Source organism: Amycolatopsis coloradensis (genome assembly GCF_001953865.1).
Taxonomy (GTDB): domain Bacteria; phylum Actinomycetota; class Actinomycetes; order Mycobacteriales; family Pseudonocardiaceae; genus Amycolatopsis; species Amycolatopsis coloradensis.
The window spans coordinates 87,645-113,674 of the sequence record NZ_MQUQ01000009.1; the positions used below are offsets into that span (position 1 = coordinate 87,645).

Below are 26,030 nucleotides of genomic sequence, written 5' to 3' on the forward strand. Positions count from 1 at the left end.
TCAGGCGAAGGCCTCCGGCGGCGGACAGGAGCAGACGAGGTCGCGGTCGCCCGCGGCCCCGTCGATCCGCCGCACCGGGGGCCAGATCTTCGCGGCGGTGAAACCGGCAGGGAAGACCGCGATCTCCCTGCTGTACGGGCGATCCCATTTCCCGGCGAGGCAGTGCGCGGTGTGCGGGGCGTTGCGCAGCGGGCTTTCGGCCACCGGCCACTCCCCCGCGGCGACCTTCTCGATCTCGCCGCGGACAGCGATCATCGCGTCGCAGAACCGGTCGAGTTCGCCGAGGTCCTCGCTCTCGGTGGGCTCCACCATCAGCGTGCCCGCGACCGGGAAGGACATCGTCGGCGCGTGAAGTCCGTAGTCGGCGAGGCGCTTGGCGACGTCGTCGACGGTGACCCCGGTCCGCTTGGTGAGCGCCCGGAGATCGAGGATGCATTCGTGCGCCACGAGTCCCTCGTGTCCGGAGTAGAGCACCGGGTAGTGCTCCGCGAGGCGCTTGGCGACGTAGTTGGCGTTCGCGACCGCGGTCAGGGTCGCGCGCCTGAGGCCCTCGGCGCCCATCATCCGGACGTAGGCCCAGGAGATCGGCAGGATCGACGCGCTGCCCCACGGCGCGGCGCTGATCGGCCCCACGCCGGTCGCCGGGCCGGCGTCCGGTTGCAGCGGGTGGTTCGGCAGGTACGGCGCCAGGTGCGCGCGGACGCCGATCGGGCCGATGCCGGGACCGCCGCCGCCGTGCGGGATGCAGAAGGTCTTGTGCAGGTTGAGATGCGAGACGTCGGCGCCGAACTTGCCGTACTGCGCGACACCGATCAGCGCGTTCAGGTTCGCGCCGTCGACGTACACCTGGCCGCCCGCGTCGTGCACCAGTGCGCAGACCTCGCGGACGGTGTCCTCGTAGACCCCGTGTGTCGACGGGTAGGTGATCATGATCGCGGCCAGGTCGTCCGCGTGCTCGTCCACTGTGGACTTGAGGTGGCCGACGTCGATGTTGCCCTCGTCGTCGCATTTCACGACGACCACGCGCATCCCGGCCATCACCGCGCTGGCCGCGTTCGTGCCGTGCGCGCTCGACGGGATCAGGCAGACGTCTCGCGCCGCGTTCCCGCGTTCGCGATGGTAGGCGCGGATCGCCAGCAAGCCGGCGAACTCGCCCTGGCTGCCGGCGTTCGGTTGCAGGGAAACCGCGTCGTAGCCGGTGATCCCGGCCAGCCAGTGCTCCAGATCCTTGACGATGGACAGCAGCCCGGCCGCGTCCTCGGCGGGCGCGAACGGGTGCAGTCCGGCGAACTCCGGCCAGGTGATCGGCTCCATTTCGGCCGTGGCGTTGAGTTTCATCGTGCAGGAGCCGAGCGGGATCATGCTGCGGTCGAGCGCGACGTCCTTGTCCGACAGCGCCCGCAGGTACCGCAGCAGCGCGGTTTCCGAGCGGTGCGCGTGGAAGACGGGATGTGTCAGGTACTCGCTGGTGCGGCGCAGGTCCGGCGGGAAACCGTCGGCGGTGTCCGCGTCGAGCGAGTCCACATCGGACACAGCGACGCCGAACGCCTTCCACACCAGGGAAAGGTGCTCGCGGGTCGTCGTCTCGTCGCACGCGACAGCGACGTGATCCGCGTCCACCGGCCGGAGGTTGACGCCGAGTTCCCTGGCGGTGCCGACGACACTGCCCGCACGGCCGGGGACCGCGACCATGACGGTGTCGAAGAACTCGCAGTGCACGACGTCCACACCGCTCTCGGCGAGCCCGGCCGCGAGCACGGTGGCCATCCGGTGCGCGCGGTTGGCGATGGTGCGCAGGCCTTCGGGGCCGTGGTACACCGCGTACATCGACGCGATGACCGCCAGGAGCACCTGCGCGGTGCAGATGTTGCTGGTGGCCTTCTCGCGGCGGATGTGCTGCTCGCGGGTCTGCAAAGCGAGCCGATAGGCGGGCGCGCCGTCGGCGTCCTTCGAGACACCGACGAGCCTGCCGGGCAACTGCCGTTCGAGACCCTGCCGCACGGCGAGGTACGCGGCGTGCGGACCGCCGAAGCCCATCGGCACGCCGAACCGCTGCGTCGACCCGACCGCGACATCGGCGCCGAGTTCGCCCGGTGACCGCAGCAGGGTCAAGGCCAGCGGATCCGCGGCCATCACCACGGCCGCGCCCAGCGCCTTGGCCTCGGCGATGGCGTGATCCCATTCGCGGACGACCCCGCTCGCGCCGGGATAGGACAGCAGCACTCCGAAGAAGTCGCCACCGAGGCCGAGTCCGGTGATGCCCTGGGACAGGTCTGCGGTCACCAGTTCGATGCCGAGTGGTTCGGCGCGGGTGCGCAGGACCTCGATCGTCTGGGGCAGGGTGTCCTCGTCGACGACGAACCGGTTCGACTTCGACTTTCCGGCGCGGCGGACCAAGGTCATCGCCTCCGCGGCCGCGGTCGCCTCGTCCAGCATCGACGCGTTGGCGATCGGCAGGCCGGTCAGATCGGCGACCATGGTCTGGAAGTTGAGCAGCGCTTCGAGACGGCCCTGCGAGATCTCCGGCTGATACGGCGTGTACGCGGTGTACCAGGCCGGGCTCTCCAGCACGTTGCGGCGGATCACCGGCGGGGTCACGGTGTCGTGGTAGCCGAGACCGATCATCTGGATCATCGGCCGGTTGCGCGCGGCCAGCGCGCGGAGTTCGGCGAGCGCGCCGGTCTCGGTGGCGGGCGGCGGCAGGTCCGGCGGTGTCGCGGATTCCCGCAGCGACGCCGGGATGGCCCGCTCGGCCAGTTCATCGAGCGACGAGACGCCGACGACGTCGAGGATGTGCGTGAGTTCTTCGGGACCCGGCCCGATGTGCCGGTCCGCGAAGGGGGTTCCGGATTCGAGAGCGGCCAGTGAAACAGGCTCCATCGGGGACCTCCCAAGACGCGGGGGTGGGGCCGGGACGATTGTCCTGGCCCTCCCCACTCTGTCCGTACCCCCGTGGGGGCGCCTGAGAGTTTCGCCCGTGGGTTGTGTCGGGCTTGCACCGTCGGCGGAGCCGCCAGGTGGTGACCTGACGACTCACTTTCCAGAGGCGTCTAGTCCGCGCGGTCCAGGGTGCCTGAGAGGTTCCGGGGAGGACTTGCTCCTTCGGCGCCGAGCTGTTATCGGCTCGGTCTCTCCCGCGCGGATTCGTCGACCGCGGAAGTGAGCCTACCCTGCCGCTCGCGCGGCTTCATGATCAGCCGGTGCGACGTGCGTTACGGCGCTGCGTGAGCTCGTCCGGCGTGACGGTTTCGATCGTGCCGCCGTCGGCGCGTTCGGCCTGGAACTCGTGGATGGTGCCGCTGATCTCCTGCATCGCGCCGCTGACGGCGATACCGAAAACACCCTGGCCGCCCTGCAGTAAATCGACGATCTCCTCGGGCGAGGTGCACTCGTAGACGGTGGTGCCGTCGGAGAACAAGGTGACCCTGGCGAGGTCGCGGACACCACGCAGGCGCAGGTGGTCGACCGCGACCCTGATGTTCTGCAACGAGACACCTGTGTCCAGCAGCCGTTTGACGACCTTCAGGACGAGGATGTCCTTGAACGAGTACAGCCGCTGCGAACCGGAGCCGTGTGCCGTGCGGATACTCGGCGCGACCAGCTTCGTACGGGCCCAGTAGTCGAGCTGCCGGTAGGTGATCCCGGCGATCTGGCAGGCGGCGGGGCCGCGGTAGCCGACGAGTTCGTCCGGGAGGGAAGAGTCGGGAAACAGTTCACCCTGCTCGCCGTCTGCGACCGGAACGAGCGGCTCTTGAGGGCTACCAGCCTCGACCACGCCATGCCTCCCCTCGCCCGACCTGGCGGCCGGCGAACAAAGCCGCGCGGACCCATGTGAGTCCGCACCGGAGTCAACCGTCAAGACGGATGCCCCAGACATCCGAATCACACCTTGGCGATTTACCTCCATTGACGGTAAGCGCGTCCGGCAAAGCGGTCAACGCGACGCGCGGTCGACCTCAAGCTCTTCTTGAGGCTTGCCGGGGACAGTCCCCCGTTCGGCTGCGTGGTTGCCAGTTTTACTCAGCCGTATTATTTTTTACTCATGCAAGTAAATCCCACTACCCAGAGCGCCCTGCAAGAGGTTCAGGCGGACCTGGGCCTGTCGGTCACCGAGGCCGCCCGGCGGGCGCAGATCGTCGGCGCCACCATCGCGACGATCTCCGATCTCGGCTACCACAAGACGTCCTTCGCGAAGATCAAAGAACGGGCCGGGCTCTCCAGCACCCGGATCATCTCCTATCACTTCACCAACAAGGCCGGCCTGATGCAGGCCGTGGTCACCACCGCGACCGGGATGAAGGACAAGTTCCTCGAGGAGCGGATCCAGGGCACGACCGACCGGGCCGGGCTGCTGCGCGGCTACATCGAGGCGGAGATCGAGTTCCTCGGCTCGTACCCGGAACTCGTGCGGGTCATGGTCGAGATGGCTTCGAGCGGTTCGGACGCGGAGGGCTGGTTCATGTCCGTGCCGATCGTCGAAGAGTTCCGCACCGGCAGGCTCCAGCGTCAGCTGCGGCAAGGCCAGGAGGAAGGCGCTTTCGGCGACTTCGCGCCGGACGTGATGGCGCTGTCGATCGCGCAGGCCATCGACGGCGTCGCCGCGAAGTTCGCGGCCGACCCGAAGCTGGACCTGGAACGGTATGGCCGGGAACTGGCGGACCTGTTCACCCGGGCGACCGCCGCCTGACTCGCGTTTCGTCCTCTGGTGGCGTTCGGGGAGCCGCCTCGGAGGCACCCTCCCCAAGTACGTGAAGGTCCCCTTCATTGCGCCTAGCGCAATGAAGGGGACCTTCACGTACTTCACGCAACCAAAGTGCACCGGCGACCGTTGGGTCGGATCTCGCGAGCGGTGAGGGCGTTCTGACCACTCACGCCCCGCCCGGCCGAGGCGCGACCCAGGCGTTGAGCACTGCCGTCGGGCCGGGTGTCGCCAACCCAGGTGTCGCGAAAGCCACTTTCGGGACACCAGACGTCCCGAAAGTGGCTTTCGCGACACCACACCCGGGATCCGGTGGGTACCTGAGACGCCCTTGGCCGTGACCGCCTCACCGCGACCCCGGGACCGCACGTACGAAGAAGGGCGGCGCCACCGGCGCCGCCCCTTCGTCAAGATCTCGCGATGCGGATCAGGTATCCGCGCCGCGGAAGTCCTCCGGCGATACGGAGTCGAGGAACTCGCGGAACTTCTCGACCTCGTCCTCCTGCTCATCGGGGATGATGAGGCCCGCTTCCTCCAGCACCGCGTCCACGGCGTGGATCGGGACCCCCACCCGCAGCGCCAGCGCCACTGAATCGCTGGGCCGCGCCGAAACCCGGATGTCCCCGTCGAAGACCAGTTCCGCGAAGAACGTGCCTTCCTTCAGGTCGGTGATGACGACCTGTTCCAGCTCGCGGCCCAGTGCCCCGATGACCTCTTTGAGCAGGTCATGGGTCAGCGGTCGGGCCGGGCGGACTCCCTGCTGCTCCAAGGCGATGGCCGTGGCCTCGACCGAGCCGATCCAGATCGGCAGGTACCGCTCGCCTTCGGTTTCCCGTAGCAACAAGATCGGCTGATTCGCGGGTAGCTCCACCCGCACGCCGACGACGCGCATCTCGCTCATCGGGCTTCGCCTCCCTCTCGTGCGCACGGGCTGCAACGCTTGTCTCGACGATCAAGCGACGGCAATCCCGACGCTACCCGTCTTCCGAGCGCTGTGCTCGCTGTCTCCGACATTCTCGGTTCGCTCGCGGCAAACCCAACTCTCACGGTACGGCATTGGGTGCCGAACATTCAGTCATTGACAAGTGGCCTCACAACGGTTCCCGGTCCTCGGAACCGGTCAACCACCCGTGACGGCCCGTATTCCGGCCTTCACCAAGAGCGTATGCAACGCCACGGTCAAGGCGGCCAGCTCGCGGACGACCTCATCACCCCTCGCCTGGGCGTCCTCGTCACGATGCCGATACACCGGGGTCACGATCTGCTCCAGCAGACCGACCTCGCGGTCGGCCGCGGCCCGGAAGGCACGCAGATGTCTCGGCTCGATACCGAATTCGGTCATCGCTTTCACGGTCTTCGCCACGAGGACCGCGTCGGGGTCGAAGAACCCCGCCGCACCTGGGCGGACGAGACCGTATTGCCGCAGCTCAGCCAGGGTGGCGGCGTCGATGCCAGCCTGGCGGACCAGATCTTCCTCGGTCAGCCTGATCTCGCGATCGCATTCGAAATCCCCGGGGGACGGCAGTCCGCCGTTCTCCCCCGGGGTGTCGAGCGAAACGAGTTTCCGCGGCGGCTTGGGCACCTCCGCCGAGAGCGCGGCACCCTGATCCGCCGCGTCCAGCTGTTCCTTGATGACCTTCAGCGGCAGATAGTGATCCCGCTGGGCGGACAGGACGAACCGCAACCGCTCCACGTCCGCCGGAGCGAACTGCCGGTACCCCGACGGGGTCCGGCCCGGCTGGACCAGACCTTCCGCCTCGAGGAACCGGATCTTGGAGATGGTGACATCGGGGAAGTCGCCGCGCAGTTGTGCCAGCACGGCCCCGATGCTCAACCCATCGCGCTGCGACGCATCCCGATCAGGCCGCCCGGCCGCCGTCACTGTGCCCCCTGGCCCCCGGAACCCGGGCCGGTCAGGAAGACCAGGCGGAACTTGCCGATCTGCACCTCGTCGCCACCGGCGAGGACGGCCTGGTCGACCGGCTCGCGGTTGACGTAGGTGCCGTTGAGGCTGCCGACGTCGATGACGACGAACTCGCCACCCTCACGGCGGAACTCGGCGTGCCGCCGGGAAACCGTGACGTCGTCGAGGAAGATGTCGCTGTCCGGGTGCCGTCCCGCACTGGTGGTGTCGCGGTCCAGCAGGAAGCGCGAACCGGCGTTCGGGCCCCGCTTGACGACCAGCAGCGCGGAACCCGCGGGCAGCGCGTCCACACCCTGGACGGGGGCCTCGGCAGCCGGAGGAGCCTCAGTGCCTTCGACGTCGGCCAGGAAGTCGGCCCGGAAGACAGAAGTCCGCTCCGGAGACTGCTCCGGGGGAACGCCGGGCCCGTCGTTCGTGCTCACCTGAGCTCTCCTAACGCATGTGTGTTGCCACTACTCAAGAACGTGCAGAGGACAAACGTACCGTGCCTGATCGAATCTCCGGTCCGCGGCTCCCCCTACTCGGACCGGAGGGCCACGGCCTGCGGCTATTCCTTGATCAGTGCCTGGTACGCCTCGGCCTCGAGCAGGGATTCGACCGTGCTCGCGTCGTCGAGACGGAGCTCGATCAGCCAGCCCTCACCATAGGGGTCGCTGTTGATCAGCTCGGGCGACTCGGTCACCGCGTCGTTGACCGCGACCACCTCGCCGTCGAGCGGGGCGAACAGCTCCGAAACGCTCTTGGTCGATTCGACCTCGCCGAACGCGTCGCCGGAGCCGACCTGCCTGCCGACCTCCGGCAGGTCGACGAACACCACGTCACCGAGCTGGTCCTGGGCGTACTCCGTGATGCCCACGCGCACGAGCGCTCCGTCGCGCACGGAGACCCATTCGTGCTCTTCGGTGTAGCGCAGTTCTTCTGGAGTGGACAACGCCGCTCCCCTTTCTGATGCCCTCGCTCGAAACCGACGCGCGCAGTTTCGCATCCCGCCGGGGCGGGCGCCCGGCGCCTCCCGCAAGCTAGTCCGGATCGGCCGATCGCAGGGCCCGGGTCGTCTGTACGACGTAAAGCACGCCCGAATAGACGTACAGGACCGCGCCCCAGGCCGTGAAGGCGTAGCCGATCGGGCGGGCGATCGCGGCGATGTCGGAACCACCCTGGGTGAGCAGCAGGAACGGGAAGGCGTACATCAGCACGAAGGTGGCGCCCTTGCCGATGTAGGTGACCTCCGGCGGGGCGAACCCGCGGTGACGCAGCAGCAGCACGCAGACGCCCAGCACGGCCTCGCGGACGACCAGCGGGACCACCAGCCACCACGGGACGATGTCGCGGATCAGGAAGGCGATGAGGGTCGCGAGGATGTAGAGCCGGTCGGCGGCGGGGTCGAGCAGCTGACCGAGCCGCGACATCTGGTTGAGCCAGCGGGCGAGTTTGCCGTCGAGCCAGTCGGTGAGCGCGCTGAACACGAGCAGCGCGAGCGCCCAGCCGTCCTCCTTCGGGCCGAGGAGCAGCCACAGGAAGACCGGCACCCCGGCGAGCCGGAGGATCGAAAGCATGTTGGGAACGTTCAGGGCCTGCCGCAGCAAAGAAGGCTCTTCGCTGGTCACGCTCGGTTCGGAGGGCGTACTCACCCGCTCAGCCTAGCCAGCGGCGGCGGGTTCTCCCGCGTCAGCTGGCCCGGGTGTGGCTCCAGCCGCGGCGTTGCAGGTCCGCGCTGGTCAGCGCCACGGGCCTGCCCCGGTGGTCGGTACCCATCCAGCGGGTGTGGCCGGAGGAACTCTCCAGGACGTACGGGCGGCCGCCGCACCAGACGACGGTGCACGGTGCCGTGGGTGGCAGGTCCGCGCTCGCCGATGCGGTGGCCTGGAATGACGCGGGATCGTTCTGTTCGTCGGTCTTCATCGCTCTCACGGTTTCGGTGACGGGGACTGGGACACGCCGGAGCGCTACCTTTGTTTTCGGCAGAACGGGGCCTGGCGTTAACGACCCGGCGCCGGATTCGTCCGATCGGATCGCGGCGACAGCGGGGTGTCGTCGCGCCGTGAACGGCATGTTAATTGTCTATAATGGACAGTGATTGAGCGGTCCTCGCGTATCGCGGCGCCGTCGGCGCGATAACCTCCCGCGAATCGAAGGTGGCTCAATGCCACGGCATCGAGCCAGCCCGGGTCAGAATGGGCAGGCCAGAACGGCCGACGAAAGGAACGCCTTGCCCGTCTCGACGACCACGGGAACGTGGCGGCGCCTGTTCGCGGCCTGCGCCGCCGTCGGCGCGCTCGCCGCCTGTTCGGGCGAAGATCCGCCACCGCCTGTCACCCCCATGTCGGTTTCGCCGCCCGCACTCTCTTCGAGTGTGGCCGGCGCGTCCGTACCGCCGATCCCTTCGCAGACCGCGCCGAGTCCGTCCACTGCCCCGAAAGCCGCCACCAAGCCCAAGCCCGCTGAACCGGTACAGGGTTCGTGCGGCACGGTCATCGCTGCGAGCGGACTGACCCTTCAGGTGCTCAACGGGCCCGGGGTCTCCTGCGCGGACGCGACCGGGATCGTCGGCTCGTTCCACAAGACGATCGCCGGCCGCCAGTTCGCGGGTTCGGACGAGCCGGTCAGCGAGACCGTCGACGGGTGGCTGTGCGTCTCCGGCGCTCCCGCCGCCCAGGGTGGCACCAGTTGCAGCAAGGGCGGGCAGAACGTGTTCGCCGCCGTCGTCCCCGTCGAATGAACCATCCCCGAGAAGAAGGGCCCATGAAGAGCTTCTCCGCACTCCCCGCCTTGCTGGCCGTCGCCGTATTGAGCGGCTGCGGCGCCGATCCCGCCCCGTCGGCCGCACCGGCGACGTCGTCTCCTGCCGCCGAAAAGGCTCCCGCCGGAACACCGTGCGGCGAAGTCACCGGACTCCAGGGAGCGAAGAACAAGGTCGTCGCGCACGGGAAGACCGACTGCGCCGAAGCGACGCAGGTGCTCACGGACTACTTCACGAGGCTGACCCCCGCCGAAGCCGCTTCGCCACAGGGCCCCGGACCGGTGGTGATCGGCGCCTGGACGTGCGGGAGCGGGCCGAACGATCCGGTGACCAGTTGCTCGACCGAGGACGAGCGCCAGATCGAAGCGACGAGGCCCTGAGCGCGTCCCGGCGGCGTCACTCCTCGCGACGCTGCCGGGGCTTGTCCAATCGGTAGAGCACGGCCCCGACGATCACCATGCCCAGCAGGAACAGCCCCAGCAGGCCGGTCAACGAGACACTCCAGATCAGTGACGACCTCGCGCTGTAGGCGAATCCGTCGCCGACGAAGACCTTGTCGCCTACGGTGGTCTCGCCGCCTTCGATCCTGCCGCCTCCGGTGCGCCCGTCGTCGAACCGCCACTTCCCGGCGCAGTAGGGCGTCTGCCCGCCGGCCGCGGACCCCTCCGAAGTGCACCCCGAGAATTCGGTGACCGTGACGTCCTCGCCGGTGCTCAGTTCACGGACATCGGAGCCGAGAACCCCCAGACGAAACCAAAGACGACGAGGAACGGGATCGCGAACGGGAAGACCTGCAAAAGAGCCCCGAATTTCGATGATTTGCCCGGCACGGAATTCCTTTCCCTGGGGTCACTGGAGCGTCAGAAGGGTTTCCCGGTCGAGTGTGCCGATGACGAAGTACTTCGGCTGATATCCCTGCGGGACCACGAAGCAGACGAGACCAGCGGTGCCGTCGAAAGCTCCCGGAGCACCCGCACAGTCCTTGACCCGCTTCGGGGCGCCGTGCTCGTCGGCTGACAGCTCCAGCGCCGTGTCACCCAGGCGGGCCGCCTCGATCCGCAACGCGAGTACGTGGAATCCGCTCAGCCAAGCCTCGGCGCCTTCGGGCGGTTCGGGCAGGCTGTCGAGCACACGGACGGCCGAGTCCCCGGACACCGCGGTCTGCCCCCTGCCGATCACCGGCGGCTGCCCCCAGGCCTCACGGCGATATTCCCACAGGTTCGGAACGGGATCGGCCGACTCGCGGTACGCCGTCCCACCGAAACCGAGTGGTGCCAGCACGACATACGCGGCGAAGGCGAAGCCGGCCAGGAACGACAGTGACTTCGCTGTGGTCACCGGCCTCACCGCCACGAACGCCACGACGCCCCCGAGTATCACCAGCACGCCGCCGATCGACATCGCCGCGATCTTCTCCCCCGGATGGTGGGCTTCCACCACGGCGTCCGCGCCGCGAACGGACAGCACCCGGTCCGTCAGCGAGGAGATCCGCGCGATCACCGGCTCCGCGAGGCCGAACGTCTCGCCCGTCGGCAGCTCGATCGCGCGGCCGTTTTCGGCGACGGCGAGGATCTCGTGAGTGGTGTGCGGACCGTTCTGCCCTTCGGTGGTCTCGGAATCCGACACGGAGACCACCGCGCGTAAGTCGTACGTTCCGGCCATTCCCTCGGCGGCCCACCGCCCGGCGAAAGCCGCGATGAATCCCAGGACGATGCCGATCGCGAGCAGAACTGCCACCCAGTGGTTTCTTCGCGACTGTTCCGGAAAGGTCACCACCCCCTGTCGACCCCTTCAGCCTGTCTCCGCGACGGTCGGACGGCACGGGATTTGTACCGGTCCCTTGCCAGACCGAGTAAGAGTCGTCTAGACTCAAACTATGCTCACCAGGGACGAAGCCGTGACGATGATCGAGAACTCAGTCGACGCGGCCACGCTGTTCGCCCACCACCGCTACCGCGAACTGGCGGCCGTGCTGCACCCGGACCGGAATCCCGGCGACCCGCGGGCCCATGAAGCGGCCGCCACCCTCAATCGCCTCTATGCCGACTGGAAGCAATCCCGCCGACAAACGGTCACCACCGCGACGGCGGCTTATCCGCTGACCCGGCCGCACGCGGTGGGCAGCATCGCGACGACCTATCGCACCACCGGACCTCATCTGGTCAAAATCGTGCGCGATCCGGCGCTCAATCCGCTGATCCACGCCGAATGGGCGGCGTTGCGCACGCTCGACGGCTTCACCGAACGGCACCGCTGGCTGCGCCCCTACTACCCGAGACTGCTCGACATCTCGGGCCCGGTGGCACGGGGCGACCGGGCGTTCAGCGTCCTCGACCCGCTCATCGACGGGTTCATCACCCTCGCCGACATCGCGAAGGCCTTCCCGGACGGTCTCGACGGCCGCGACTACGCCTGGATGCACCGCCGCCTGCTGCGTGCCGTGGCGGGTGCGCACCGCGCGGGTGTCGTCCACGGCCATCTCACCGCGGACAACGTGCTGGTCCACCCCGGGCAGCACGGCATCGTCCTGGCCGGCTGGTCCTTCGCCGTCGAGGACGGCGCGCTCCCCCTGGCGGCGGACAAGTCCGTCGACTACCCGCCCGAGATCCGCAAAGGACTGCCGATGACCGCGGCCACCGACGTCCACATGCTGCACAGCCTCATGCTTTCCCTGCTGGCGCCACGGGAAACCCGCCAACGCGAGTTCGCGACGTGGTGCGCCCAGGAATCCCCGGGCAGGCGGCCCGACGCCACCGATCTGCTCGACGAGTACGACGACCTGCTCGGCGAGCTGTACGGCCCCCGCACCTTCCGACCGTTCATCATCCCCGAGACAGGAGTTTGACCATGGGACACGGACACTGGGACGACAACGCCTACGCCGCCGCGAAAACCTTCCGCGCGGCCAAGGGCGAGGACGATTTCGGCTACAGCGCCGGTCTTCGCAAGAAGCCGGCCTCCGCGTGGAAAGCCGCGCGAGCGCTCGATCCGGCGAACGCCATCCGGGAGTGCCGGGATTCGGCCGAGCACGCCGATTCGACGCCGATCGCGGTGCTGTTCGACGTCACCGGCTCGATGCGCCGGGTGCCCCGGATCATGCAGGGCAAGCTCGGCAAACTGCACGGCCTGCTGAAGCGCCGGGGCTATCTGGCCGACCCGCAGGTCCTGTTCGGCGCGATCGGCGACGCCGACAGCGACCGGGTGCCGTTGCAGATCGGCCAGTTCGAATCGGACAACCGGATGGACGAACAACTGCGCACGATCTTCCTCGAAGGGGGTGGTGGCGGGCAGAAGAGCGAGTCCTATGAACTGGCCGCCTATTTCATGGCCAGGCACGTGGTCACCGACGCGTGGCGGAACCGCGGCCGCAAGGGCTACCTGTTCATCATCGGCGACGAGCTGAACAAGCCCGCGCTGGAGGCCCGCCACCTGCGCCGGGTGCTCGGTGACGACGTGCGGGAGGACATCGATCCCGCGTCGGTGTACCGGGAGCTGGCCCGCAAGTGGCACGTCTACTTCGTGCTGCCGAACCAGTCGTCGTACTACAACGATCCGGAGATCGGCGAGCACTGGAGCGGCCTGCTCGGCCAGAACTTCCTCAAACTCGACGACCCCGGCGCGGTGTGCGAACTGATCGCGGCCACGATCGGGCTGGAGGAACAGGTCGTCGACGTCGACCGGGCCCTCGCCGACCTCGCGGACGTCGGTTCGGTGGCCGAGAGCAGGGCGGTCGGCAAGGCGCTGGCGAAACTGGGCACCAGGACGGTCGTCACCTCGGCGGTGCCCGAGCCCGCCGGCCCGGACGACGTGGTGCTGCGGTGAACCTCCTCGACGGACATGTGGTGGTGGTCGGACTCGGCTTCGGCGACGAAGGCAAAGGAGCCGTGGTGGACGCGCTCTGCGCCGACCGGCCGACCACCGCCGTCGTCCGCTTCAACGGGGGCGCGCAGGCCGCGCACAACGTCGTCGCGAACGGACGGCATCACACCTTCAGCCAGTTCGGGGCGGGCACGTTCGCCGATGTGCCCACCCACCTTTCGCGGTTCGTGCTGGTCGAGCCGTTCGCGCTGGCCGCCGAAGCCCGGCATCTGCAAACCGCAGGTGTCCGGAATCCGCTCTCGCTGCTGAGCGTGGACGGGCGGGCGCTGCTCACGACCCCGTTCCACATCCATGCCAACCGGGCGAGAGAGGTGGCGCGCGACGCGAAACGGCACGGCTCCTGCGGGAAGGGCATCGGCGAGACCGTCTGGTACTCACTGCTGGCCGGGGCCGCGCCGGGCGAGGTGGTGGAGAACCAGGAGGTAATCGGGACACCGGGTGACGCGCCGACCGTCGCCGACTGCGCCCGGCCGTCGGTGCTGCGGCGCAAACTCGACGCGCTCGCCCGGTTCTACGCCCCGCTCGCCACTTCGCCGCACGGCGTGGACGAGCTGGTGGCGCTGTACCGCGACTTCGCGGACGCGGTGCGGATCACCGACAGTGCCGAAACGGGTCGGCTCGCGGACTCCGGGCGGCTGGTTTTCGAGGGAGCGCAGGGGGTTCTCCTCGACCAGCACCACGGGTTCCACCCGCATACGACCTGGTCGACCACCACCCCGCACAACGCCCGCGAACTACTGGGCGGGCGCGCGCACGCCGTCGTGGGTGTCACGCGGACCTACCTCACGCGGCACGGCGCGGGGCCGTTGCCGACCGAGTCCGCCTCCGTGCTCGCCCGGTTCCCCGAGGCGCACAACGGAACCGGCGATTTCCAGGGCGCGTGGCGGGCGGGCCATCTCGACGCGGCCTTGCTGGATTACGCGATCGCGGCCTGCGACGGTGTGGACGCGCTCGCGGTGACCCACCTCGACGCGACCGGGCTGAAGGTCGTCCCCGGGGACGGCTCCCCCGCCGTCGGCCTGGCGGATCCACTGGCCTGGTTCGGTGCGCGGCTGCCGGTGGCCGTCACCGGACACGGCCCGGACAGGGCCGGTTACCGGGTCACGGAGGCAAGGTCGACAATCAACGCGTGATCGAGTCGACGCCGGTGTCCGTGGACGTGCTCGTGGTGCGCTTCGCCCCCGGCAGCCGGACCGTGCTGCTGGGAATCGCGCCGCGAGCCGCCGAGCCGTTCGAGGGCGACCTCGCCCTGCCCGGGGTGCTGCTCGGGCTCGGGGAGCGACTGCGGGACGCGGCGCGGCGCGCGGTGGTCGCCAAGCTCGGGCTGCCGCCGGACGCGCTCTCGGCGTCGGGACAGCTCGCCACCTTCGACGAGCCGAATCGTGACCCCCGCGGTCCCACGCTCTCCATCGCCTTGTGGGCCACGGTGGATCCCGCGCTCGACGAACCGGGGAACGTGGTGTGGGCCCCGCTGGACGAGGTCCCGCCACTGGCGTTCGACCACGACCGGATCGTGGCCGACTGCCGCCCGATGCTGGCCGAACGGCTGTGGCGGGACGTCGCCTTCACCGCCGGGCTGCTGGGACCGATCTTCACCACGGCGCAGGCGCTCGACGTCACCGAGGCGCTGACCGGGGACCGCCCCTATCCGGCCAACCTCGGCCGGACGATGGAGCGGGTCCCCGGGTTGCGGCGCACCACCGAACACGCGGCCGCCCTCCCCAAGGGAGGACGGCCGCCGTCGTTGTGGCGCTGGGAGTGACGAGGTCAGATCCCGCAGGAAGAGGCCGACCAGAACCGGCTGGACCGGTGAGCCACGTGCGTGTGATCGTCGTGGCCGGGGTAGCCCGGGCCGAGGATCTCACTGAACCCGTGGTTGCGGGCCTGCTTCGCCAGCCCGCAGAAGCCCTGCGAGCCCGCCCCGAGGTCGACGGCGTCGCCGTAGAGGTGACGGCTGTTGGTCGCCCCGCCGACCGCGTTGTTGCAGGCGACACTGCGGAAGCCGCCGTTGACGTCGATCGGCCGGTCGCCCATGGCGTGCCGCATCGCCTGAAGCTTCCACATCGACACCAGCGCGTTGGCCTTCGCCGTCGCCGCCGAGACATTGCCGCCCGACCAGTCGGAGTTGCACCGGTTCAGTTCGGCGTAGGTGAAGTTGACCGGCGAGCAGTCGTCGTCCTGCAACGCGTAGAGCTTCGTGAACGTGGCCGATCCCGCGATGCCGTCCGCGCCCAGCCCGTAAGCCTGCTGGAATCGGGTGACCGCGGCCTTGGTGCCCGCGCCGAATTGGCCGTCGATGGCGAGCACGCCACCGTAGCCGGGATAACCGGCCACGCGGATCTGCAACTGACGGACGTCCTCACCGGACGCGCCCTCGGACAGCGTGCGTCCCCAGGAGTAACAGGCGTCGGCGACGGACACGTCTCCCGCCGTCACCGGGCCCGGGTCGGCGGCGGCCGGAGCGGCCACCGCGGTACCGAGCCCGGCCACCAGGGCGAGCATCGGCAGTAAAAGACGAATGCGCATGACAGGAACACCTTTCGAGGCAGGGAAGGTGAGAGACCCGTGACCCCCACGGGTTGTCAACGATTCACAGGCTTGGATGCTAACGCGGTCCCGGGTGGCGTGCTGTGGGTCGTTCGACCCACAGGGACGGTTGTGGGGGCTTCAGTCCGTGAAGGACTCCTTGAGGGACCCTGGGTCCCTCGACGTTCCCCTCACTCGCGCCGGAACGTCACCCTGGCCTCGGCTCAGCCGCAACAACGGCGGCGCGTGAAGGCCCCCCTTGCCTCGGCTGAGCCGAGGGAAGGGGGGCCTTCACGCGCTGAGAGCCTCCGAACATCAGCGATCACCGGCACCCTCGCTCCTGACTGTGCCCACAGCACGGAAGTACCGAACAAAGGAGGGCCGGTGGGCGCGTCTGGTAAAGCCCCTTTCCCTCGACTCAGCCGAAGAAACACGACCTTCACACCTTCCCCAGTACATGAAGGCCCCCTTACTTGCGCCTAGCGCAAGTAAGGGGGCCTTCATGTACTTCAGGAAGCGCGGACCCGTCAGCCCTTCAGCTGCGGGAAGTCCTCCTCACGGAACTCCCCCGCCGGCCGCTCGGCCGCGTCGGTCTCGCGTCCTCGCAATTCGACCCGGCGGATCTTGCCGGAGATCGTCTTGGGCAGCTCCGCGAACTCAAGGCGCCGGATCCGCTTGTACGGCGCCAGATGCTCACGGCAGAAGGCCAGGATGGACACCGCGGTGTCGGCGGTGGGCTCGTGCCCGTTCGTGAGCACGACGTACGCCTTCGGCACCGCGAGCCGGATCGGGTCGGGCGCGGGGACCACGGCCGCTTCGGCGACCGCGTCGTGTTCCAGCAGGACGCTTTCCAGTTCGAACGGCGAGATCCGGTAGTCCGACGCCTTGAAGACGTCGTCCGTCCGGCCCACGTAGGTGATGTAGCCGCGTTCGTCGACCGAGCCGACGTCGCCGGTGTGGTAGAAGCCGTTCGCGAAGGCCGCGGCGGAGCGCTCGTCGTCGTCCGCGTACCCGGTCATCAGCCCGACCGGCCGCTTGTCGAGGTCGAGGCAGATCTCGCCTTCCTGCGCGCGTTCACCGGTGACGGGGTCCACGAGCGCGACGGTGAAGCCGGGCAGCGGTCGGCCCATCGACCCCGGCACGACGTCCTGACCGGGGGTGTTGGCGATCTGGACGCTGCTCTCGGTCTGGCCGAAACCGTCGCGAATCGTGACGCCCCAGGCCTTTTCGACCTGGTCGATCACTTCGGGATTGAGTGGTTCGCCCGCGCCGACGACCTTGCTCGGCGGCGTCTTCAGCACGGTCAGGTCCGCCTGGATGAGCATCCGCCACACCGTCGGCGGGGCACAGAAACTGGTGATGCCGCACCGCTGCATCTGCGCCATCAGGGAAACCGCGTCGAACCGCGCGTAGTTGTAGAGGAACACCGTCGCCTCGGCGTTCCATGGCGCGAAAACGTTGCTCCACGCGTGCTTCGCCCAGCCTGGTGAGGAGATGTTGAGGTGGACGTCGCCCGGTTCGAGACCGATCCAGTACATGGTGGACAGATGGCCGACCGGATACGAGACCTGCGTGTGCTGCACCAGTTTCGGCTTCGCTGTCGTGCCGGAGGTGAAGTACAGCAGGAGCGGGTCGTCAGCCGCCGTCGGACCGTCGGGAGTGAAGTCGTCCGCTTCCTCGTAGGCGTCCGCGAAGGACTGCCAGCCCTCGACCGGTTCGCCCACGGCGATCCGGGTGTAGTCGCCTTCGACGTTCTCGAACTTGTGCGCGTCGACGGAGCGGATCACCACGTGTTTCGCCGCGCCCCGCTCCACCCGGTCGGTCAGGTCCGCCGGGCCGAGCAGGGTGGAGGCCGGGATGATGACCGCGCCCAGTTTGATCGCGGCGAGGATGGTCTGCCACAGCTCGCCCTGGTTGCCCAGCATCAGGAGCAGGCGGTCGCCCCTGGCCACGCCGAGCGAGCGCAGCCAGTTCGCGACCTGATTGGACCGGCGCGCCATCTCCGGGTAGGTCCAGCGGTTCTCGATGCCGTCCTCTTCGACGATCCACAGCGCGTACCGGTCCTGGTTGGCCGGATCGGCCGCGACGACGTCGAACCAGTCCAGCGCCCAGTTGAATTCGGCCTGCCGGGGCCAGGTGAAGTCGCGATACGCGGTTTCGTAGTCCTCGCGATGGGTCTGCAAGTAGTCCCGCGCCTCGCGGAACGTGCGGTGTGCCTCCGAAGCGCTCACGATCGTCCTCCTGGTCCGCTGGGTGGCCGCCGGTTCTTTCTACTCTCCCTTGAACTCGGGCGCGCGCCGCTCGAGGAAGGCCTGCACAGCCTCGGCGAGGTCCTTGCTGGGCAGGAACGCGGCGTTCCAGGCCGAGACGTAGCGCAGGCCTTCGGCCACCTGGCGTTCGGTGTTGACCGAGAGGACGTTTTTGGTGCCCTGCACGACCAGCGGCGGGTTGGTGGCGATCTCCCCCGCCAGTTTGCGAGCCTCGGCCAGCAGCGTGTCCTGATCCGCGTGGACGTCGTTGACCAGGCCGATCTTCTCCGCGCGAGCCGCGTCGATGTCCTTGCCGGTCAACGCCAGTTCGCGCAGGTGTCCTTCGCCGATGATCGGCGCGAGCCGCTGCAGGCTGCCGAGGTCGGCCACGATCGCGACCTTGACCTCGCGCACGCTGAACTTCGCGTCCGCGCTCGCCAGGCGGATGTCGGCGGCCGCGATCACGTCGACGCCGCCGCCGATGCACCAGCCGGAAACAGCCGCGATGACCGGTTTGCGGCATTCGGCGATCGACGACACGCTCGCCTGAAGGGTCTTGACCTCTTCGATGAACTTCGTCCGCGGGCCCGCGAGCGCGTCGCCGCCGAGCATTTCGCCCCAGCTGGGCATCATCGCGGGCAGATCGAGCCCGTACGAGAAATGCTTGCCGCTGCCGGTCAGCACAACCGCCCTGACCTGGGGGTCCGCGTCGAGCGCGCGAAAGACGATCGGCAGCTCACGCCAGAAATCGGGGCCCATCGCGTTGCCCTTGGACGGACCGAGCAGCGTCACTTCGGCGACGTGCCCGTCAAGGTCCACCTTGAGCGAAACGAGATCGGGAAGACTGTCAGCTGTAGCGGTCATGAGGTCATCTTGACTCATGTGATCGACAGGCTGCCAACGGCCACTGTGCCCGGCCGCACCTGAGATGCTTTCCTGGTAATACCGGCGAGTACCGACGATCGACGAAGGACGGTGGGAGATGAGCCCGGCCAGCAGCGCCATCGCGGTCGCCGACCTGCCCGTACCGACCCCCGGACGACGACGGGAACGATCCTCCCGGCCGATCGAGCTGTCGGGGTCCTTCACCCATGAGGGTCACCGGCTCGCCTACACCGAGTTCGGCTCCGGCGACCGGGTGGTCGTCCTGACCCACGGCATCATGCTGACCCGGCGGATGCACGCCCCACTCGCCCGCAAGCTGGCGCGAGCGGGTTTCCGCGCCGTGACGCTCGACCTGCTCGGTCACGGTGACTCGGACCGGCCCACCGACTCTTGGCTGTACTCGATGCCCGCCTTCGCGGAGCAGACCGTCGCGCTCCTCGACCACCTGGACGTCGGCTCCGCCGTCATCGGCGGGACGTCGCTGGGCGCCAACGTCGCCCTCGAGGTCGGCGTCGCCGCTCCGGACCGCGCGCTCGGGCTGATCGTCGAGATGCCCGTGCTGGACAACGCGATCGTCACCGGGCTGATCACGTTCGCGCCGCTGCTGATGGCCGCCCGGTTCCTGCCGGTGACGGTTCAGGGGGTGGCGCTGGCGGCGAAACTCGTCCCGCACGGCAACCAGTGGGTCGACGTGGTCACCGACACGCTTTCCCAGCGGCCCGCGCCGATGGCCGCGCTCCTGCACGGCGTGCTCTTCGGCCGGATCGCGCCACCCAAGTCGATCCGGCGGAAAATCGAGACCCCGGCGCTGGTCATCGGGCACGAACGCGACCCGATCCACCCCTTCGGTGACGCCGACACGCTGGCCGCGGACATGCCGGCGGCCGAGTTCGTCCAGGCCCGCAGCCCGGTCGAACTGCGCTTCGACCCGAGCCGCCTGACCGAAGCCATCGCCGACTTCTCCGCGCGCTGCCATGACCGCTGAGCCGGCGCCGACCCGGGACTCGGGTGCGGAGGAAATACGGACCGGACGGCTGGTCCTGCGCCGTCCCGGACCGGAAGACCTCGACGCGATCTTCGCCCTTCACACCGATCCGGAGGCCTGCGCGCACAATCCCTCAGACCTGCTGGAGACGCGCAAGGAGGCGGAACTGCTGCTGCTCCGCTGGTCACATCAGTGGGACCGGTACGGGTTCGGGTACTGGACGATCCGGCGGCAGGATTCACCGGAGCCGCTGGGATTCTGCGGGGTGAAGATCGTCGGTCACCGGAGACGGGCGGTCCTCAACCTCTTCTACCGGCTCTTCCCGTCCGCTTGGGGTGCCGGGTACGCCAGTGAGGCCGCCGCCGCGGCGGTGAATTGGGCGCGCGCCCACCGGCCGGACGACCTCGTGATCGCCCGCGTCCGGCCGGAGAACATCGCGTCGCAGCGGGTGGCCCAGCGGGCAGGCCTCGTCCGGGCGGAGGAATTCGACACCCCCGGCGACGACGGGGCCGACTGGTTCTACATCTCGGACGGCTGCGAGGAGGGCTGAGCCAGCCCCGCCACCGGCCCGAAGACGATCACCGCGGGCGGCCGCACCCCGGCCGCCGCGGTGTCTTCGACCACACTGTCCAAAGTGGAGCGGAGAACCCGCTGCGTGCGCATCGTGCCGTCCTCGACGATCGCCACCGGCGTGTCCCCGGGCCGCCCCTCCAGGAGCGCCTTCGTGAACAGCGGAAGACGTTCGACGCCCATCATCAGCACGATCGTCCCGCGCATCTTCGCCAGCAGATCCCAGTCCACCAGCGACTTCTCGTCACCCGGCGCGACGTGGCCGGACACCACCACGACCTCGTGGGCGACGCCGCGGTGGGTCACCGGGACGTCCGCGGCGGCGGGCACGGAGAACGCGCTGGTGATCCCCGGGACCATCGTCACCGGGATGCCCGCTTCGGCACAGGCGAGGACTTCTTCGAAGCCGCGGCCGAACAGGTACGGGTCGCCGCCCTTGAGCCGGACGACGAACTTGCCCGCCTTGGCCCGGTCGATCAGGGTGGAGTTGATCACTTCCTGGCTGGCGGCGCGGCCGTACGGGATCTTCGCGGCGTCGACGATCTCGACGTGGGGAGCGAGTTCGTCGAGCAGTTCGCGCGGGGCCAGCCGGTCGGCGACGACGACGTCGGCCTTGGCGAGGAGACGGCGGCCGCGGACAGTGATCAGCTCCGGATCGCCGGGGCCACCGCCCACCAGCGCGACACCGGGAAGATCGTCGTGCGCGTCCGGCACGCGACCGTCGGCGACGGTACCGGCGCGAAGCCCGTCGAGGATGCTGTCCCGGACCGTGGCCGACCGCAGCGGCTCGCCGCCGGAGAGGACACCGACCAGCAGTCCGCCGTGCCTGCCCGAGGCCGGGGTGACCGCGCTCCCGAGATCACCGTCGTCGGCGCGGACGCAGAACACCCGCGCGCGTTCGGCCTCGGCGCAGACGGCGGCGTTGACCTCGGGATCGTTCGTGCACGCCAGCGTGTACCAGGCGTCGGCGAGGTCGCCCTCGGCGTAGCGGCGCTCGTGCCAGACGAGCTCGCCGGCGTCGGCCATGGCACTCACCGACGGCGTCGTGTGCGGCGACACCAGCTCGACCCGCGCGCCGGCGCCGATCAACCGGGGCAGACGGCGCTGGGCGACCGTCCCGCCACCGATCATCACGACACGACGGCCTGCCAGGTCGAGGCCGGAGAGGTAATGCGGGTCATCCATGCGGGGCAGTGTAAGGATTCATCGGCCCGGACCGCGATCCGAGTGAGAACCGCCTCAGCGCTCCAGCAGCGCCAGCAGTTCGGTGTTGCCGAACATCCTGGCCGCGTCGATCGCCGACGGCTCCCCCGCCCTCGGGTCCGCACCGCCGTCGAGGAGCGCCTTCACGACCTCGGGCACGTTCTTGAACACCGCGCCTGCCAGCGGGCTCTGCCCCTTGTCGTTCTCGCGGTTCGGGTCGGCGCCGCGCTCGATCAGCGCCGCGACGGTCTCCGCGTGACCGTGGTAGGCGGCGAGCATGACCAGCGTGTCGCCCCGGTCGTTGGTCAGGTTCGCCGAGACGCCCGCGTCGACGTACGCGACGAGATCGGCCGTCGCGCCCGTCCTGGCGAAGCCGAACACCTTCGCCCACAGCGCCAGAAGTTCGGGATCGATTTCCTCGGCCTGTCCCGGATTCTCCGTCATGCGGCCGATTGTTCCACAGGAACCGCGGTCCGGGCGGCGTGTCGCACCGCCCGGACCGCCTGCCCTCAGCGGCCCGCGTTCGGATAGGGCAGCAGGGCCATCTCACGGGCGTTCTTGATCGCCGTGGCGACCTGCTTCTGCTGCCGGGGCGTCAGCCCGGTGACCCGGCGGGCGCGGATCTTGCCGCGGTCGGAGATGAACTTCCGCAGCAGGTCGGCGTCCTTCCAGTCGACCTCGGTGATCTTGTCGGCGTGCAACACATTCGTCTTCCGCTTGACGGGGCGGTCCCGGTTGGGCTTCACCAACTCGACTTCGTGACGCCGGGGAGTTCGCCGTTGTGCGCCATCTGCCGCATCCGGACCCTGGAGAGCCCGAATTTCCGCAGGTAACCGCGCGGGCGGCCGTCGGCGGTGTCACGATTGCGGATCCGGGTCGCGCTGGCGTCCCGGGGCATCGCCTGCAGTGCCGACACGGCGGCCGCCTTTTCTTCCGGCGACGCGGACGGCGAGGCGATGGTGGCCTTCAGCTCACGACGGCGCTGGACGTAGCGCGCGGCGACGACCTTGCGCTGCTCGTTCTTGGCGATCTTGGACTTCTTGGCCATCAGCGTTCCTCCTTGAACTCGACGTGCTTGCGCGCGACCGGGTCGTACTTGCGCAGCACCATGCGGTCCGGATCGTTCCGGCGGTTCTTCTTCGTGACGTACGTGTAGCCGGTGCCCGCCGTCGAGCGGAGCTTGATGATCGGCCGGATGTCGGTGCTCTTGGCCATCAGAGCTTCACCCCCTTCGCGCGGAGTTCGGCCACGACGGCCTCGATCCCCCGCTTGTCGATGGTCTTCATGCCCTTCACCGAGACCCGCAGCCGGACCCAGCGCCCTTCGCTCGGCACGAAGTACCGCTTGGCCTGCAAGTTCGGCTCCCAGCGCCGGGACGTGCGCCGATGCGAATGCGACACCTGCTTCCCGTAGCCCGGTTTGCGGCCGGTGACCTGGCACACGGCGGACATACACCCTCCCAAGTTGATATCGGTTTTCGTTTTCATTTACTGTACACAGTCGAACCAGCCCGCAATCGACGCCCGGAGCTTCAGTGACCGAAAACCCGCGCGTGCCCCTCGTCCTGATCAGTGGCCTCGCACCGGGACCGAACACCGACCTCGCCGAGCGATTACGCCTGGCCGGGCCCGGTACCGCCGTCGTGCACCACGACCTGAGGCGGATCCACTCCGGCGTGGTCCAACGGCGGATCCAGCTCGGCGACCACGACCAACTGACCGTCCTCGAACTGGCGCACGGCTGCGTCTCGTGCACTCTGCGCGAAGACCTGCTGCCGCTGCTACGCAAGCTCTCGCAGATGCCGCGGGTTCGGCGGATCGTCGTGCGGCTCGACGAGGCCATGGAACCCGAACCGGTCAGCTGGGCGCTGCACCACGTCCTGGTCGGCGACCGTCCGGTGATCGAGGACGTCGACCTCGAAGCCGTGCTGGCCGTCGTCGAGTGCGCCGAGTGGCTGGCCGACACCACCGGCGACGACACCCTTGCCGAACGGAACCTGCGAGCCAGCCCGGAGGACGAACGCACCGTCGCCCAGGTCGCGCTGGCCCAGGTCGAGTTCGCCGACCTGGTCGTCCTCGCCGGAGCGGCGACCGACGCCTGGTCGGCGGCGAAGGCGTCGGCGGTGCTGGACCGGGTCGCGCCGTCGATCCCCCGCGTCGAACTGTCCGCGGTGGACGGGAAGACCGTGCTCGACGCCGTCCCCGCCGGAGCCCGCCGCGGCGAGGTCACCGACCTGCACGGGCCGCTGCTGCGCGGCGAACCGCCGTTGCACACCGACTGCGGGATCGGGCTGCTGACCTTCACCTCGCAACGCCCGTTCCACCCGGAGCGCCTCCACGACGCGATCGACGTCCTGCTTGACGGCGTCGTCCGGAGCCGGGGGCGGCTCTGGGTGGCGAGCCAGCCGGACATGGCGCTGTGGATCGAGTCGGCGGGCGGCGGGCTCGGCATCGGGCACGCCGGGCCGTGGCTCGCCGCCCCCGGCGGGCCGGACTGGGCCGACGTTTCCCCCGAACGCCGCAGCCGCACGCTCGCCTCCCTGCGCTGGGACCCGCGATACGGCGACCGCGCGCAGGAACTGGTCGTCGTCACCGATCAGGCCACCCCCGACGAGGTCGAAGCCGCCCTGAACGGGGCACTGCTGACCGACGAGGAACTCGCCGCCGGGGAGCGGGAATGGCTCCGCTACCCGGATCCGTTCGGCGAATGGCACGAAGAACCGTGCGAGGACACGGAAATCGACCCCGAGAAACACGACGCGAACGTGTCGAACCGAAAGGACGAAACGCAGTGAAACCCGGCATCCACCCCGGCTACCACCCCGTGGTGTTCAAGGACCTCTCCACCGGGGACGCCTTCCTGACGCGGTCGACCGCCACGTCCGAGCAGACCATCGAGTGGAGCGACGGCAACACCTATCCGGTGGTGAACGTCGAGATCAGCTCGTGGTCGCATCCGTTCTGGACCGGCAACCAGCGGATCATGGACAGCGCCGGTCAGGTCGAGAAGTTCCACCGCCGCTACGGGCGTCGCGGAGGTGTGAAGTAATGGCCGTCCCGAAGCGGAAGATGTCGCGCGGCAACACCCGGTCCCGGCGCTCGCAGTGGAAGGCGGCCGTGCCGGATCTGGTGCCGATCAAGGTGAACGGCGAGACGAAACTGGTGCCGCGCAAGCTCATGAAGCACTTCTTCAATGAGCACGGCCATCAGGGTGGAGAGTGACGACGCCGGTCACGGTGCTGTCCGGATTCCTCGGTGCGGGCAAGACGACCGTGCTCAACCACGTCCTCGCCAACCGCGAGGGGCTGCGGGTGGCGGTGATCGTCAACGACATGAGCGAGGTCAACATCGACGCCGCACTGGTGCGGGACGGGAACAGCCTGTCCCGTACCGAGGAACGGCTCGTCGAGATGACCAACGGGTGCATCTGCTGCACCCTGCGCGACGACCTGCTGGAAGAGGTCTCGCGGCTCTGCGCGGACGGCCGGTTCGACTACCTGCTCATCGAATCCAGCGGGATCTCCGAGCCGATGCCCGTGGCGGCGACGTTCTCCTTCCTGGACTCCGCGCGCCTGGACACGATGGTGACCGTGGTCGACGCGGTGAACTTCGAGCGGGAGCTGTCGGCGGGTGACGCGCTGACCGAACGCGGGCTGGACCAGTACGACGGGGACGAGCGGACAGTCAGCGACCTGCTGATGGACCAAAGCGAATTCGCGGACGTCCTCCTGCTCAACAAGGCGGATCTCGTGCCGGCGTCGTCCCTCGAACGGCTGACGGCGGTGCTGCGGCGGTTGAACCCGGCCGCGGAGGTGATCGTCTCGACGCACGGCCGGGTTCCGCTCGATCGGTTGCTCGGCACCGGGCGGTACGACGTCGAGCGGGCACAGGAAGCACCCGGCTGGGTGGCGGAACTCAACGGCGATCACGTCCCCGAGACCGAGGAATACGGGATCTCCAGCGTGGTCTTCCGCGCCGGGCGGGCCTTCGACGCCGAACGGTTGTGGGACTTCGTCGGCAGGCTCGATTCCGGGGAGTTCGGGACGGTCCTGCGCTCGAAGGGGTTCTTCTCGCTGGCTTCGCGGCCCGGGGTGACCGGGTTGTGGTCGCAGGCCGGTTCGGTCGCCCGGTTCGAGCCGCAAGGCGTCGAGGACGCGCCGCGGCAGGAACTCGTGTTCATCGGGGTGGGGCTGGAGAAGGACGCCCTGCTGGACTCACTTCGTTCTTGCCTGGACACCGGTTCCGCCGGTGCGGATCCTTTTCCGGCTTGGGAAGCGGTGCACGCTCACTGAGGTGCGCCGCTACCCGACCGCAAGTCGTCCTCTTGTTGCGATCCTTGCGTGTGCAACTACCGCAACCAGAGGACGACTT

The 26,030-nt window shown here is 68.9% G+C and carries 31 protein-coding genes and 1 riboswitch; of the genes, 13 read left to right on the plus strand and 18 right to left on the minus strand.

What is annotated here, in order from left to right:
• Both gcvP and BS329_RS17505 read right to left on the minus strand, forming a co-directional pair.
• Positions 1-2,880 carry an aminomethyl-transferring glycine dehydrogenase gene (gcvP, locus tag BS329_RS17500; protein WP_076162063.1) on the minus strand — a complete coding sequence of 960 codons (2,880 nt, stop codon included), beginning with the start codon at positions 2,878-2,880 and terminating at the stop codon, positions 1-3.
• Positions 2,881-3,050: 170 nt separating this feature from the next.
• Positions 3,051-3,147: riboswitch (glycine riboswitch) on the minus strand.
• Between the two features lie 46 nt (positions 3,148-3,193).
• Positions 3,194-3,775 (minus strand): MerR family transcriptional regulator, encoded by a 582-nt coding sequence (locus tag BS329_RS17505; protein ID WP_076162065.1) that lies wholly within the window; start codon positions 3,773-3,775, stop codon positions 3,194-3,196.
• Positions 3,776-4,042: 267 nt separating this feature from the next.
• On the opposite strand from BS329_RS17505, the gene BS329_RS17510 reads away from it, so the two are divergent.
• A complete protein-coding gene (locus BS329_RS17510) occupies positions 4,043-4,687 on the plus strand; it encodes a TetR/AcrR family transcriptional regulator (protein WP_076162067.1) in 645 nt (214 codons plus the stop codon).
• Between the two features lie 439 nt (positions 4,688-5,126).
• Here BS329_RS17510 and BS329_RS17515 read toward each other — a convergent pair whose 3' ends face one another.
• From BS329_RS17515 to BS329_RS17540, 6 genes are all read right to left on the minus strand, one after another.
• The gene (locus BS329_RS17515) at positions 5,127-5,600 is read right to left on the minus strand and encodes a bifunctional nuclease family protein (protein ID WP_005150031.1); all 474 of its coding nucleotides are present in this window, start codon (positions 5,598-5,600) and stop codon (positions 5,127-5,129) included.
• Positions 5,601-5,819: 219 nt separating this feature from the next.
• A complete protein-coding gene (gene ftsR / locus BS329_RS17520) occupies positions 5,820-6,581 on the minus strand; it encodes a transcriptional regulator FtsR (RefSeq protein WP_076162069.1) in 762 nt (253 codons plus the stop codon).
• Positions 6,578-7,045 (minus strand): glycogen accumulation regulator GarA, encoded by a 468-nt coding sequence (gene garA / locus BS329_RS17525; protein WP_076162071.1) that lies wholly within the window; start codon positions 7,043-7,045, stop codon positions 6,578-6,580. The genes ftsR and garA overlap by 4 nt, the downstream gene beginning before the upstream one ends.
• 125 nt (positions 7,046-7,170) lie before the next feature.
• Positions 7,171-7,554 (minus strand): glycine cleavage system protein GcvH, encoded by a 384-nt coding sequence (gene gcvH, locus BS329_RS17530; RefSeq protein ID WP_076162073.1) that lies wholly within the window; start codon positions 7,552-7,554, stop codon positions 7,171-7,173.
• A gap of 88 nt (positions 7,555-7,642) precedes the next feature.
• Positions 7,643-8,179, minus strand: coding sequence for a cardiolipin synthase ClsA (clsA, locus tag BS329_RS17535; protein WP_244197209.1), 537 nt, complete (start codon positions 8,177-8,179; stop codon positions 7,643-7,645).
• Between the two features lie 112 nt (positions 8,180-8,291).
• Entirely contained in the window at positions 8,292-8,525 is a 234-nt protein-coding gene (locus BS329_RS17540) for a hypothetical protein (protein WP_076162075.1), read from the minus strand.
• Positions 8,526-8,832: 307 nt separating this feature from the next.
• Here BS329_RS17540 and BS329_RS44620 point away from each other — a divergent pair, with 307 nt between their 5' ends.
• Both BS329_RS44620 and BS329_RS17550 read left to right on the plus strand, forming a co-directional pair.
• Positions 8,833-9,342 carry a hypothetical protein gene (locus BS329_RS44620; protein WP_244197202.1) on the plus strand — a complete coding sequence of 170 codons (510 nt, stop codon included), beginning with the start codon at positions 8,833-8,835 and terminating at the stop codon, positions 9,340-9,342.
• 23 nt (positions 9,343-9,365) lie between these two features.
• Positions 9,366-9,743 carry a hypothetical protein gene (locus BS329_RS17550; RefSeq protein WP_076162077.1) on the plus strand — a complete coding sequence of 126 codons (378 nt, stop codon included), beginning with the start codon at positions 9,366-9,368 and terminating at the stop codon, positions 9,741-9,743.
• Positions 9,744-10,212: 469 nt separating this feature from the next.
• Here the strand turns inward: BS329_RS17550 and BS329_RS17560 are convergent, their stop codons facing one another.
• Positions 10,213-11,100, minus strand: coding sequence for a hypothetical protein (locus tag BS329_RS17560; protein ID WP_076162081.1), 888 nt, complete (start codon positions 11,098-11,100; stop codon positions 10,213-10,215).
• Positions 11,101-11,239: 139 nt separating this feature from the next.
• On the opposite strand from BS329_RS17560, the gene BS329_RS17565 reads away from it, so the two are divergent.
• Genes BS329_RS17565 through BS329_RS17580 form a run of 4 tightly spaced genes read left to right on the plus strand, consistent with a single transcriptional unit; the run spans position 11,240 to position 15,004 of the window.
• Positions 11,240-12,208, plus strand: a complete 969-nt coding sequence (locus BS329_RS17565) for an adenylate cyclase (RefSeq protein ID WP_076162083.1) — start codon at positions 11,240-11,242, stop codon at positions 12,206-12,208.
• A gap of 2 nt (positions 12,209-12,210) precedes the next feature.
• A complete protein-coding gene (locus BS329_RS17570) occupies positions 12,211-13,185 on the plus strand; it encodes a hypothetical protein (protein WP_076162085.1) in 975 nt (324 codons plus the stop codon).
• A complete protein-coding gene (locus BS329_RS17575; protein WP_076162087.1) occupies positions 13,182-14,375 on the plus strand; it encodes an adenylosuccinate synthetase in 1,194 nt (397 codons plus the stop codon). Before BS329_RS17570 ends, BS329_RS17575 begins: the two co-directional genes overlap by 4 nt.
• Complete coding sequence (locus BS329_RS17580; RefSeq protein WP_076162089.1) at positions 14,372-15,004, plus strand: NUDIX domain-containing protein; 633 nt, start codon at positions 14,372-14,374, stop codon at positions 15,002-15,004. Before BS329_RS17575 ends, BS329_RS17580 begins: the two co-directional genes overlap by 4 nt.
• A 5-nt stretch (positions 15,005-15,009) precedes the next feature.
• Here the strand turns inward: BS329_RS17580 and BS329_RS17585 are convergent, their stop codons facing one another.
• The 3 genes from BS329_RS17585 to BS329_RS17595 form a co-directional block, all read right to left on the minus strand.
• Positions 15,010-15,768 (minus strand): D-Ala-D-Ala carboxypeptidase family metallohydrolase, encoded by a 759-nt coding sequence (locus BS329_RS17585; RefSeq protein WP_076162091.1) that lies wholly within the window; start codon positions 15,766-15,768, stop codon positions 15,010-15,012.
• Positions 15,769-16,295: 527 nt separating this feature from the next.
• The gene (locus BS329_RS17590; protein ID WP_076162093.1) at positions 16,296-17,999 is read right to left on the minus strand and encodes an AMP-binding protein; all 1,704 of its coding nucleotides are present in this window, start codon (positions 17,997-17,999) and stop codon (positions 16,296-16,298) included.
• A 39-nt stretch (positions 18,000-18,038) separates the two neighbouring features.
• The gene (locus BS329_RS17595; RefSeq protein ID WP_076162095.1) at positions 18,039-18,881 is read right to left on the minus strand and encodes a crotonase/enoyl-CoA hydratase family protein; all 843 of its coding nucleotides are present in this window, start codon (positions 18,879-18,881) and stop codon (positions 18,039-18,041) included.
• A gap of 118 nt (positions 18,882-18,999) precedes the next feature.
• Between BS329_RS17595 and BS329_RS17600 the strand changes: the two genes are divergently transcribed.
• Together BS329_RS17600 and BS329_RS17605 are read left to right on the plus strand one after the other, a co-directional pair.
• Entirely contained in the window at positions 19,000-19,887 is an 888-nt protein-coding gene (locus BS329_RS17600) for an alpha/beta fold hydrolase (RefSeq protein WP_076162097.1), read from the plus strand.
• A complete protein-coding gene (locus tag BS329_RS17605) occupies positions 19,877-20,437 on the plus strand; it encodes a GNAT family N-acetyltransferase (RefSeq protein WP_076162099.1) in 561 nt (186 codons plus the stop codon). Before BS329_RS17600 ends, BS329_RS17605 begins: the two co-directional genes overlap by 11 nt.
• Here BS329_RS17605 and cobA read toward each other — a convergent pair.
• The 6 genes from cobA to rpmB all read right to left on the minus strand — a co-directional run bounded on the left by cobA (position 20,407) and on the right by rpmB (position 23,111).
• Entirely contained in the window at positions 20,407-21,642 is a 1,236-nt protein-coding gene (gene cobA / locus BS329_RS17610; protein ID WP_076162101.1) for a uroporphyrinogen-III C-methyltransferase, read from the minus strand. The two genes, BS329_RS17605 and cobA, sit on opposite strands and share 31 nt — an antisense overlap.
• A 54-nt stretch (positions 21,643-21,696) precedes the next feature.
• Positions 21,697-22,104, minus strand: a complete 408-nt coding sequence (locus tag BS329_RS17615) for an ankyrin repeat domain-containing protein (protein ID WP_076162103.1) — start codon at positions 22,102-22,104, stop codon at positions 21,697-21,699.
• A 65-nt stretch (positions 22,105-22,169) separates the two neighbouring features.
• Positions 22,170-22,409, minus strand: a complete 240-nt coding sequence (rpsR, locus tag BS329_RS17620; protein ID WP_076162104.1) for a 30S ribosomal protein S18 — start codon at positions 22,407-22,409, stop codon at positions 22,170-22,172.
• Positions 22,403-22,708, minus strand: coding sequence for a 30S ribosomal protein S14 (gene rpsN, locus BS329_RS17625; protein ID WP_076162106.1), 306 nt, complete (start codon positions 22,706-22,708; stop codon positions 22,403-22,405). The genes rpsR and rpsN overlap by 7 nt, the downstream gene beginning before the upstream one ends.
• On the minus strand, positions 22,708-22,875 hold the full coding sequence (rpmG, locus tag BS329_RS17630) for a 50S ribosomal protein L33 (protein WP_005149953.1): 168 nt from the start codon (positions 22,873-22,875) through the stop codon (positions 22,708-22,710). The genes rpsN and rpmG overlap by 1 nt, the downstream gene beginning before the upstream one ends.
• Positions 22,875-23,111 (minus strand): 50S ribosomal protein L28, encoded by a 237-nt coding sequence (rpmB, locus tag BS329_RS17635; protein WP_005149951.1) that lies wholly within the window; start codon positions 23,109-23,111, stop codon positions 22,875-22,877. The genes rpmG and rpmB overlap by 1 nt, the downstream gene beginning before the upstream one ends.
• Positions 23,112-23,194: 83 nt before the next feature.
• On the opposite strand from rpmB, the gene mrf reads away from it, so the two are divergent.
• The 4 genes from mrf to BS329_RS17655 are packed head-to-tail and all read left to right on the plus strand — an operon-like array spanning position 23,195 to position 25,951.
• Entirely contained in the window at positions 23,195-24,454 is a 1,260-nt protein-coding gene (gene mrf, locus BS329_RS17640; RefSeq protein WP_076162108.1) for a ribosome hibernation factor-recruiting GTPase MRF, read from the plus strand.
• The gene (locus BS329_RS17645) at positions 24,451-24,708 is read left to right on the plus strand and encodes a type B 50S ribosomal protein L31 (RefSeq protein ID WP_076162110.1); all 258 of its coding nucleotides are present in this window, start codon (positions 24,451-24,453) and stop codon (positions 24,706-24,708) included. Before mrf ends, BS329_RS17645 begins: the two co-directional genes overlap by 4 nt.
• Positions 24,708-24,881 carry a 50S ribosomal protein L32 gene (rpmF, locus tag BS329_RS17650; protein WP_076162112.1) on the plus strand — a complete coding sequence of 58 codons (174 nt, stop codon included), beginning with the start codon at positions 24,708-24,710 and terminating at the stop codon, positions 24,879-24,881. Before BS329_RS17645 ends, rpmF begins: the two co-directional genes overlap by 1 nt.
• Positions 24,878-25,951, plus strand: a complete 1,074-nt coding sequence (locus BS329_RS17655) for a GTP-binding protein (protein ID WP_076162114.1) — start codon at positions 24,878-24,880, stop codon at positions 25,949-25,951. Before rpmF ends, BS329_RS17655 begins: the two co-directional genes overlap by 4 nt.
• Positions 25,952-26,030 lie beyond the last annotated feature (79 nt).

Bases quoted from the DNA above. Each gene is read 5' to 3' on its own strand.
- gcvP (WP_076162063.1), bottom strand. From the start codon at position 2,880: ATGGAGCCTGTTTCACTGGCCGCTCTCGAATCCGGAACCCCCTTCGCG.
- BS329_RS17510 (WP_076162067.1), top strand. From the start codon at position 4,043: ATGCAAGTAAATCCCACTACCCAGAGCGCCCTGCAAGAGGTTCAGGCG.
- BS329_RS17515 (WP_005150031.1), bottom strand. From the start codon at position 5,600: ATGAGCGAGATGCGCGTCGTCGGCGTGCGGGTGGAGCTACCCGCGAAT.
- clsA (WP_244197209.1), bottom strand. From the start codon at position 8,179: ATGCTTTCGATCCTCCGGCTCGCCGGGGTGCCGGTCTTCCTGTGGCTG.
- BS329_RS17540 (WP_076162075.1), bottom strand. From the start codon at position 8,525: ATGAAGACCGACGAACAGAACGATCCCGCGTCATTCCAGGCCACCGCA.
- BS329_RS17550 (WP_076162077.1), top strand. From the start codon at position 9,366: ATGAAGAGCTTCTCCGCACTCCCCGCCTTGCTGGCCGTCGCCGTATTG.
- BS329_RS17565 (WP_076162083.1), top strand. From the start codon at position 11,240: ATGCTCACCAGGGACGAAGCCGTGACGATGATCGAGAACTCAGTCGAC.
- BS329_RS17570 (WP_076162085.1), top strand. From the start codon at position 12,211: ATGGGACACGGACACTGGGACGACAACGCCTACGCCGCCGCGAAAACC.
- BS329_RS17585 (WP_076162091.1), bottom strand. From the start codon at position 15,768: ATGCGCATTCGTCTTTTACTGCCGATGCTCGCCCTGGTGGCCGGGCTC.
- BS329_RS17595 (WP_076162095.1), bottom strand. From the start codon at position 18,881: ATGACCGCTACAGCTGACAGTCTTCCCGATCTCGTTTCGCTCAAGGTG.
- BS329_RS17600 (WP_076162097.1), top strand. From the start codon at position 19,000: ATGAGCCCGGCCAGCAGCGCCATCGCGGTCGCCGACCTGCCCGTACCG.
- BS329_RS17605 (WP_076162099.1), top strand. From the start codon at position 19,877: ATGACCGCTGAGCCGGCGCCGACCCGGGACTCGGGTGCGGAGGAAATA.
- cobA (WP_076162101.1), bottom strand. From the start codon at position 21,642: ATGGATGACCCGCATTACCTCTCCGGCCTCGACCTGGCAGGCCGTCGT.
- BS329_RS17615 (WP_076162103.1), bottom strand. From the start codon at position 22,104: ATGACGGAGAATCCGGGACAGGCCGAGGAAATCGATCCCGAACTTCTG.
- rpsN (WP_076162106.1), bottom strand. From the start codon at position 22,708: ATGGCCAAGAAGTCCAAGATCGCCAAGAACGAGCAGCGCAAGGTCGTC.
- rpmG (WP_005149953.1), bottom strand. From the start codon at position 22,875: ATGGCCAAGAGCACCGACATCCGGCCGATCATCAAGCTCCGCTCGACG.
- rpmB (WP_005149951.1), bottom strand. From the start codon at position 23,111: ATGTCCGCCGTGTGCCAGGTCACCGGCCGCAAACCGGGCTACGGGAAG.
- rpmF (WP_076162112.1), top strand. From the start codon at position 24,708: ATGGCCGTCCCGAAGCGGAAGATGTCGCGCGGCAACACCCGGTCCCGG.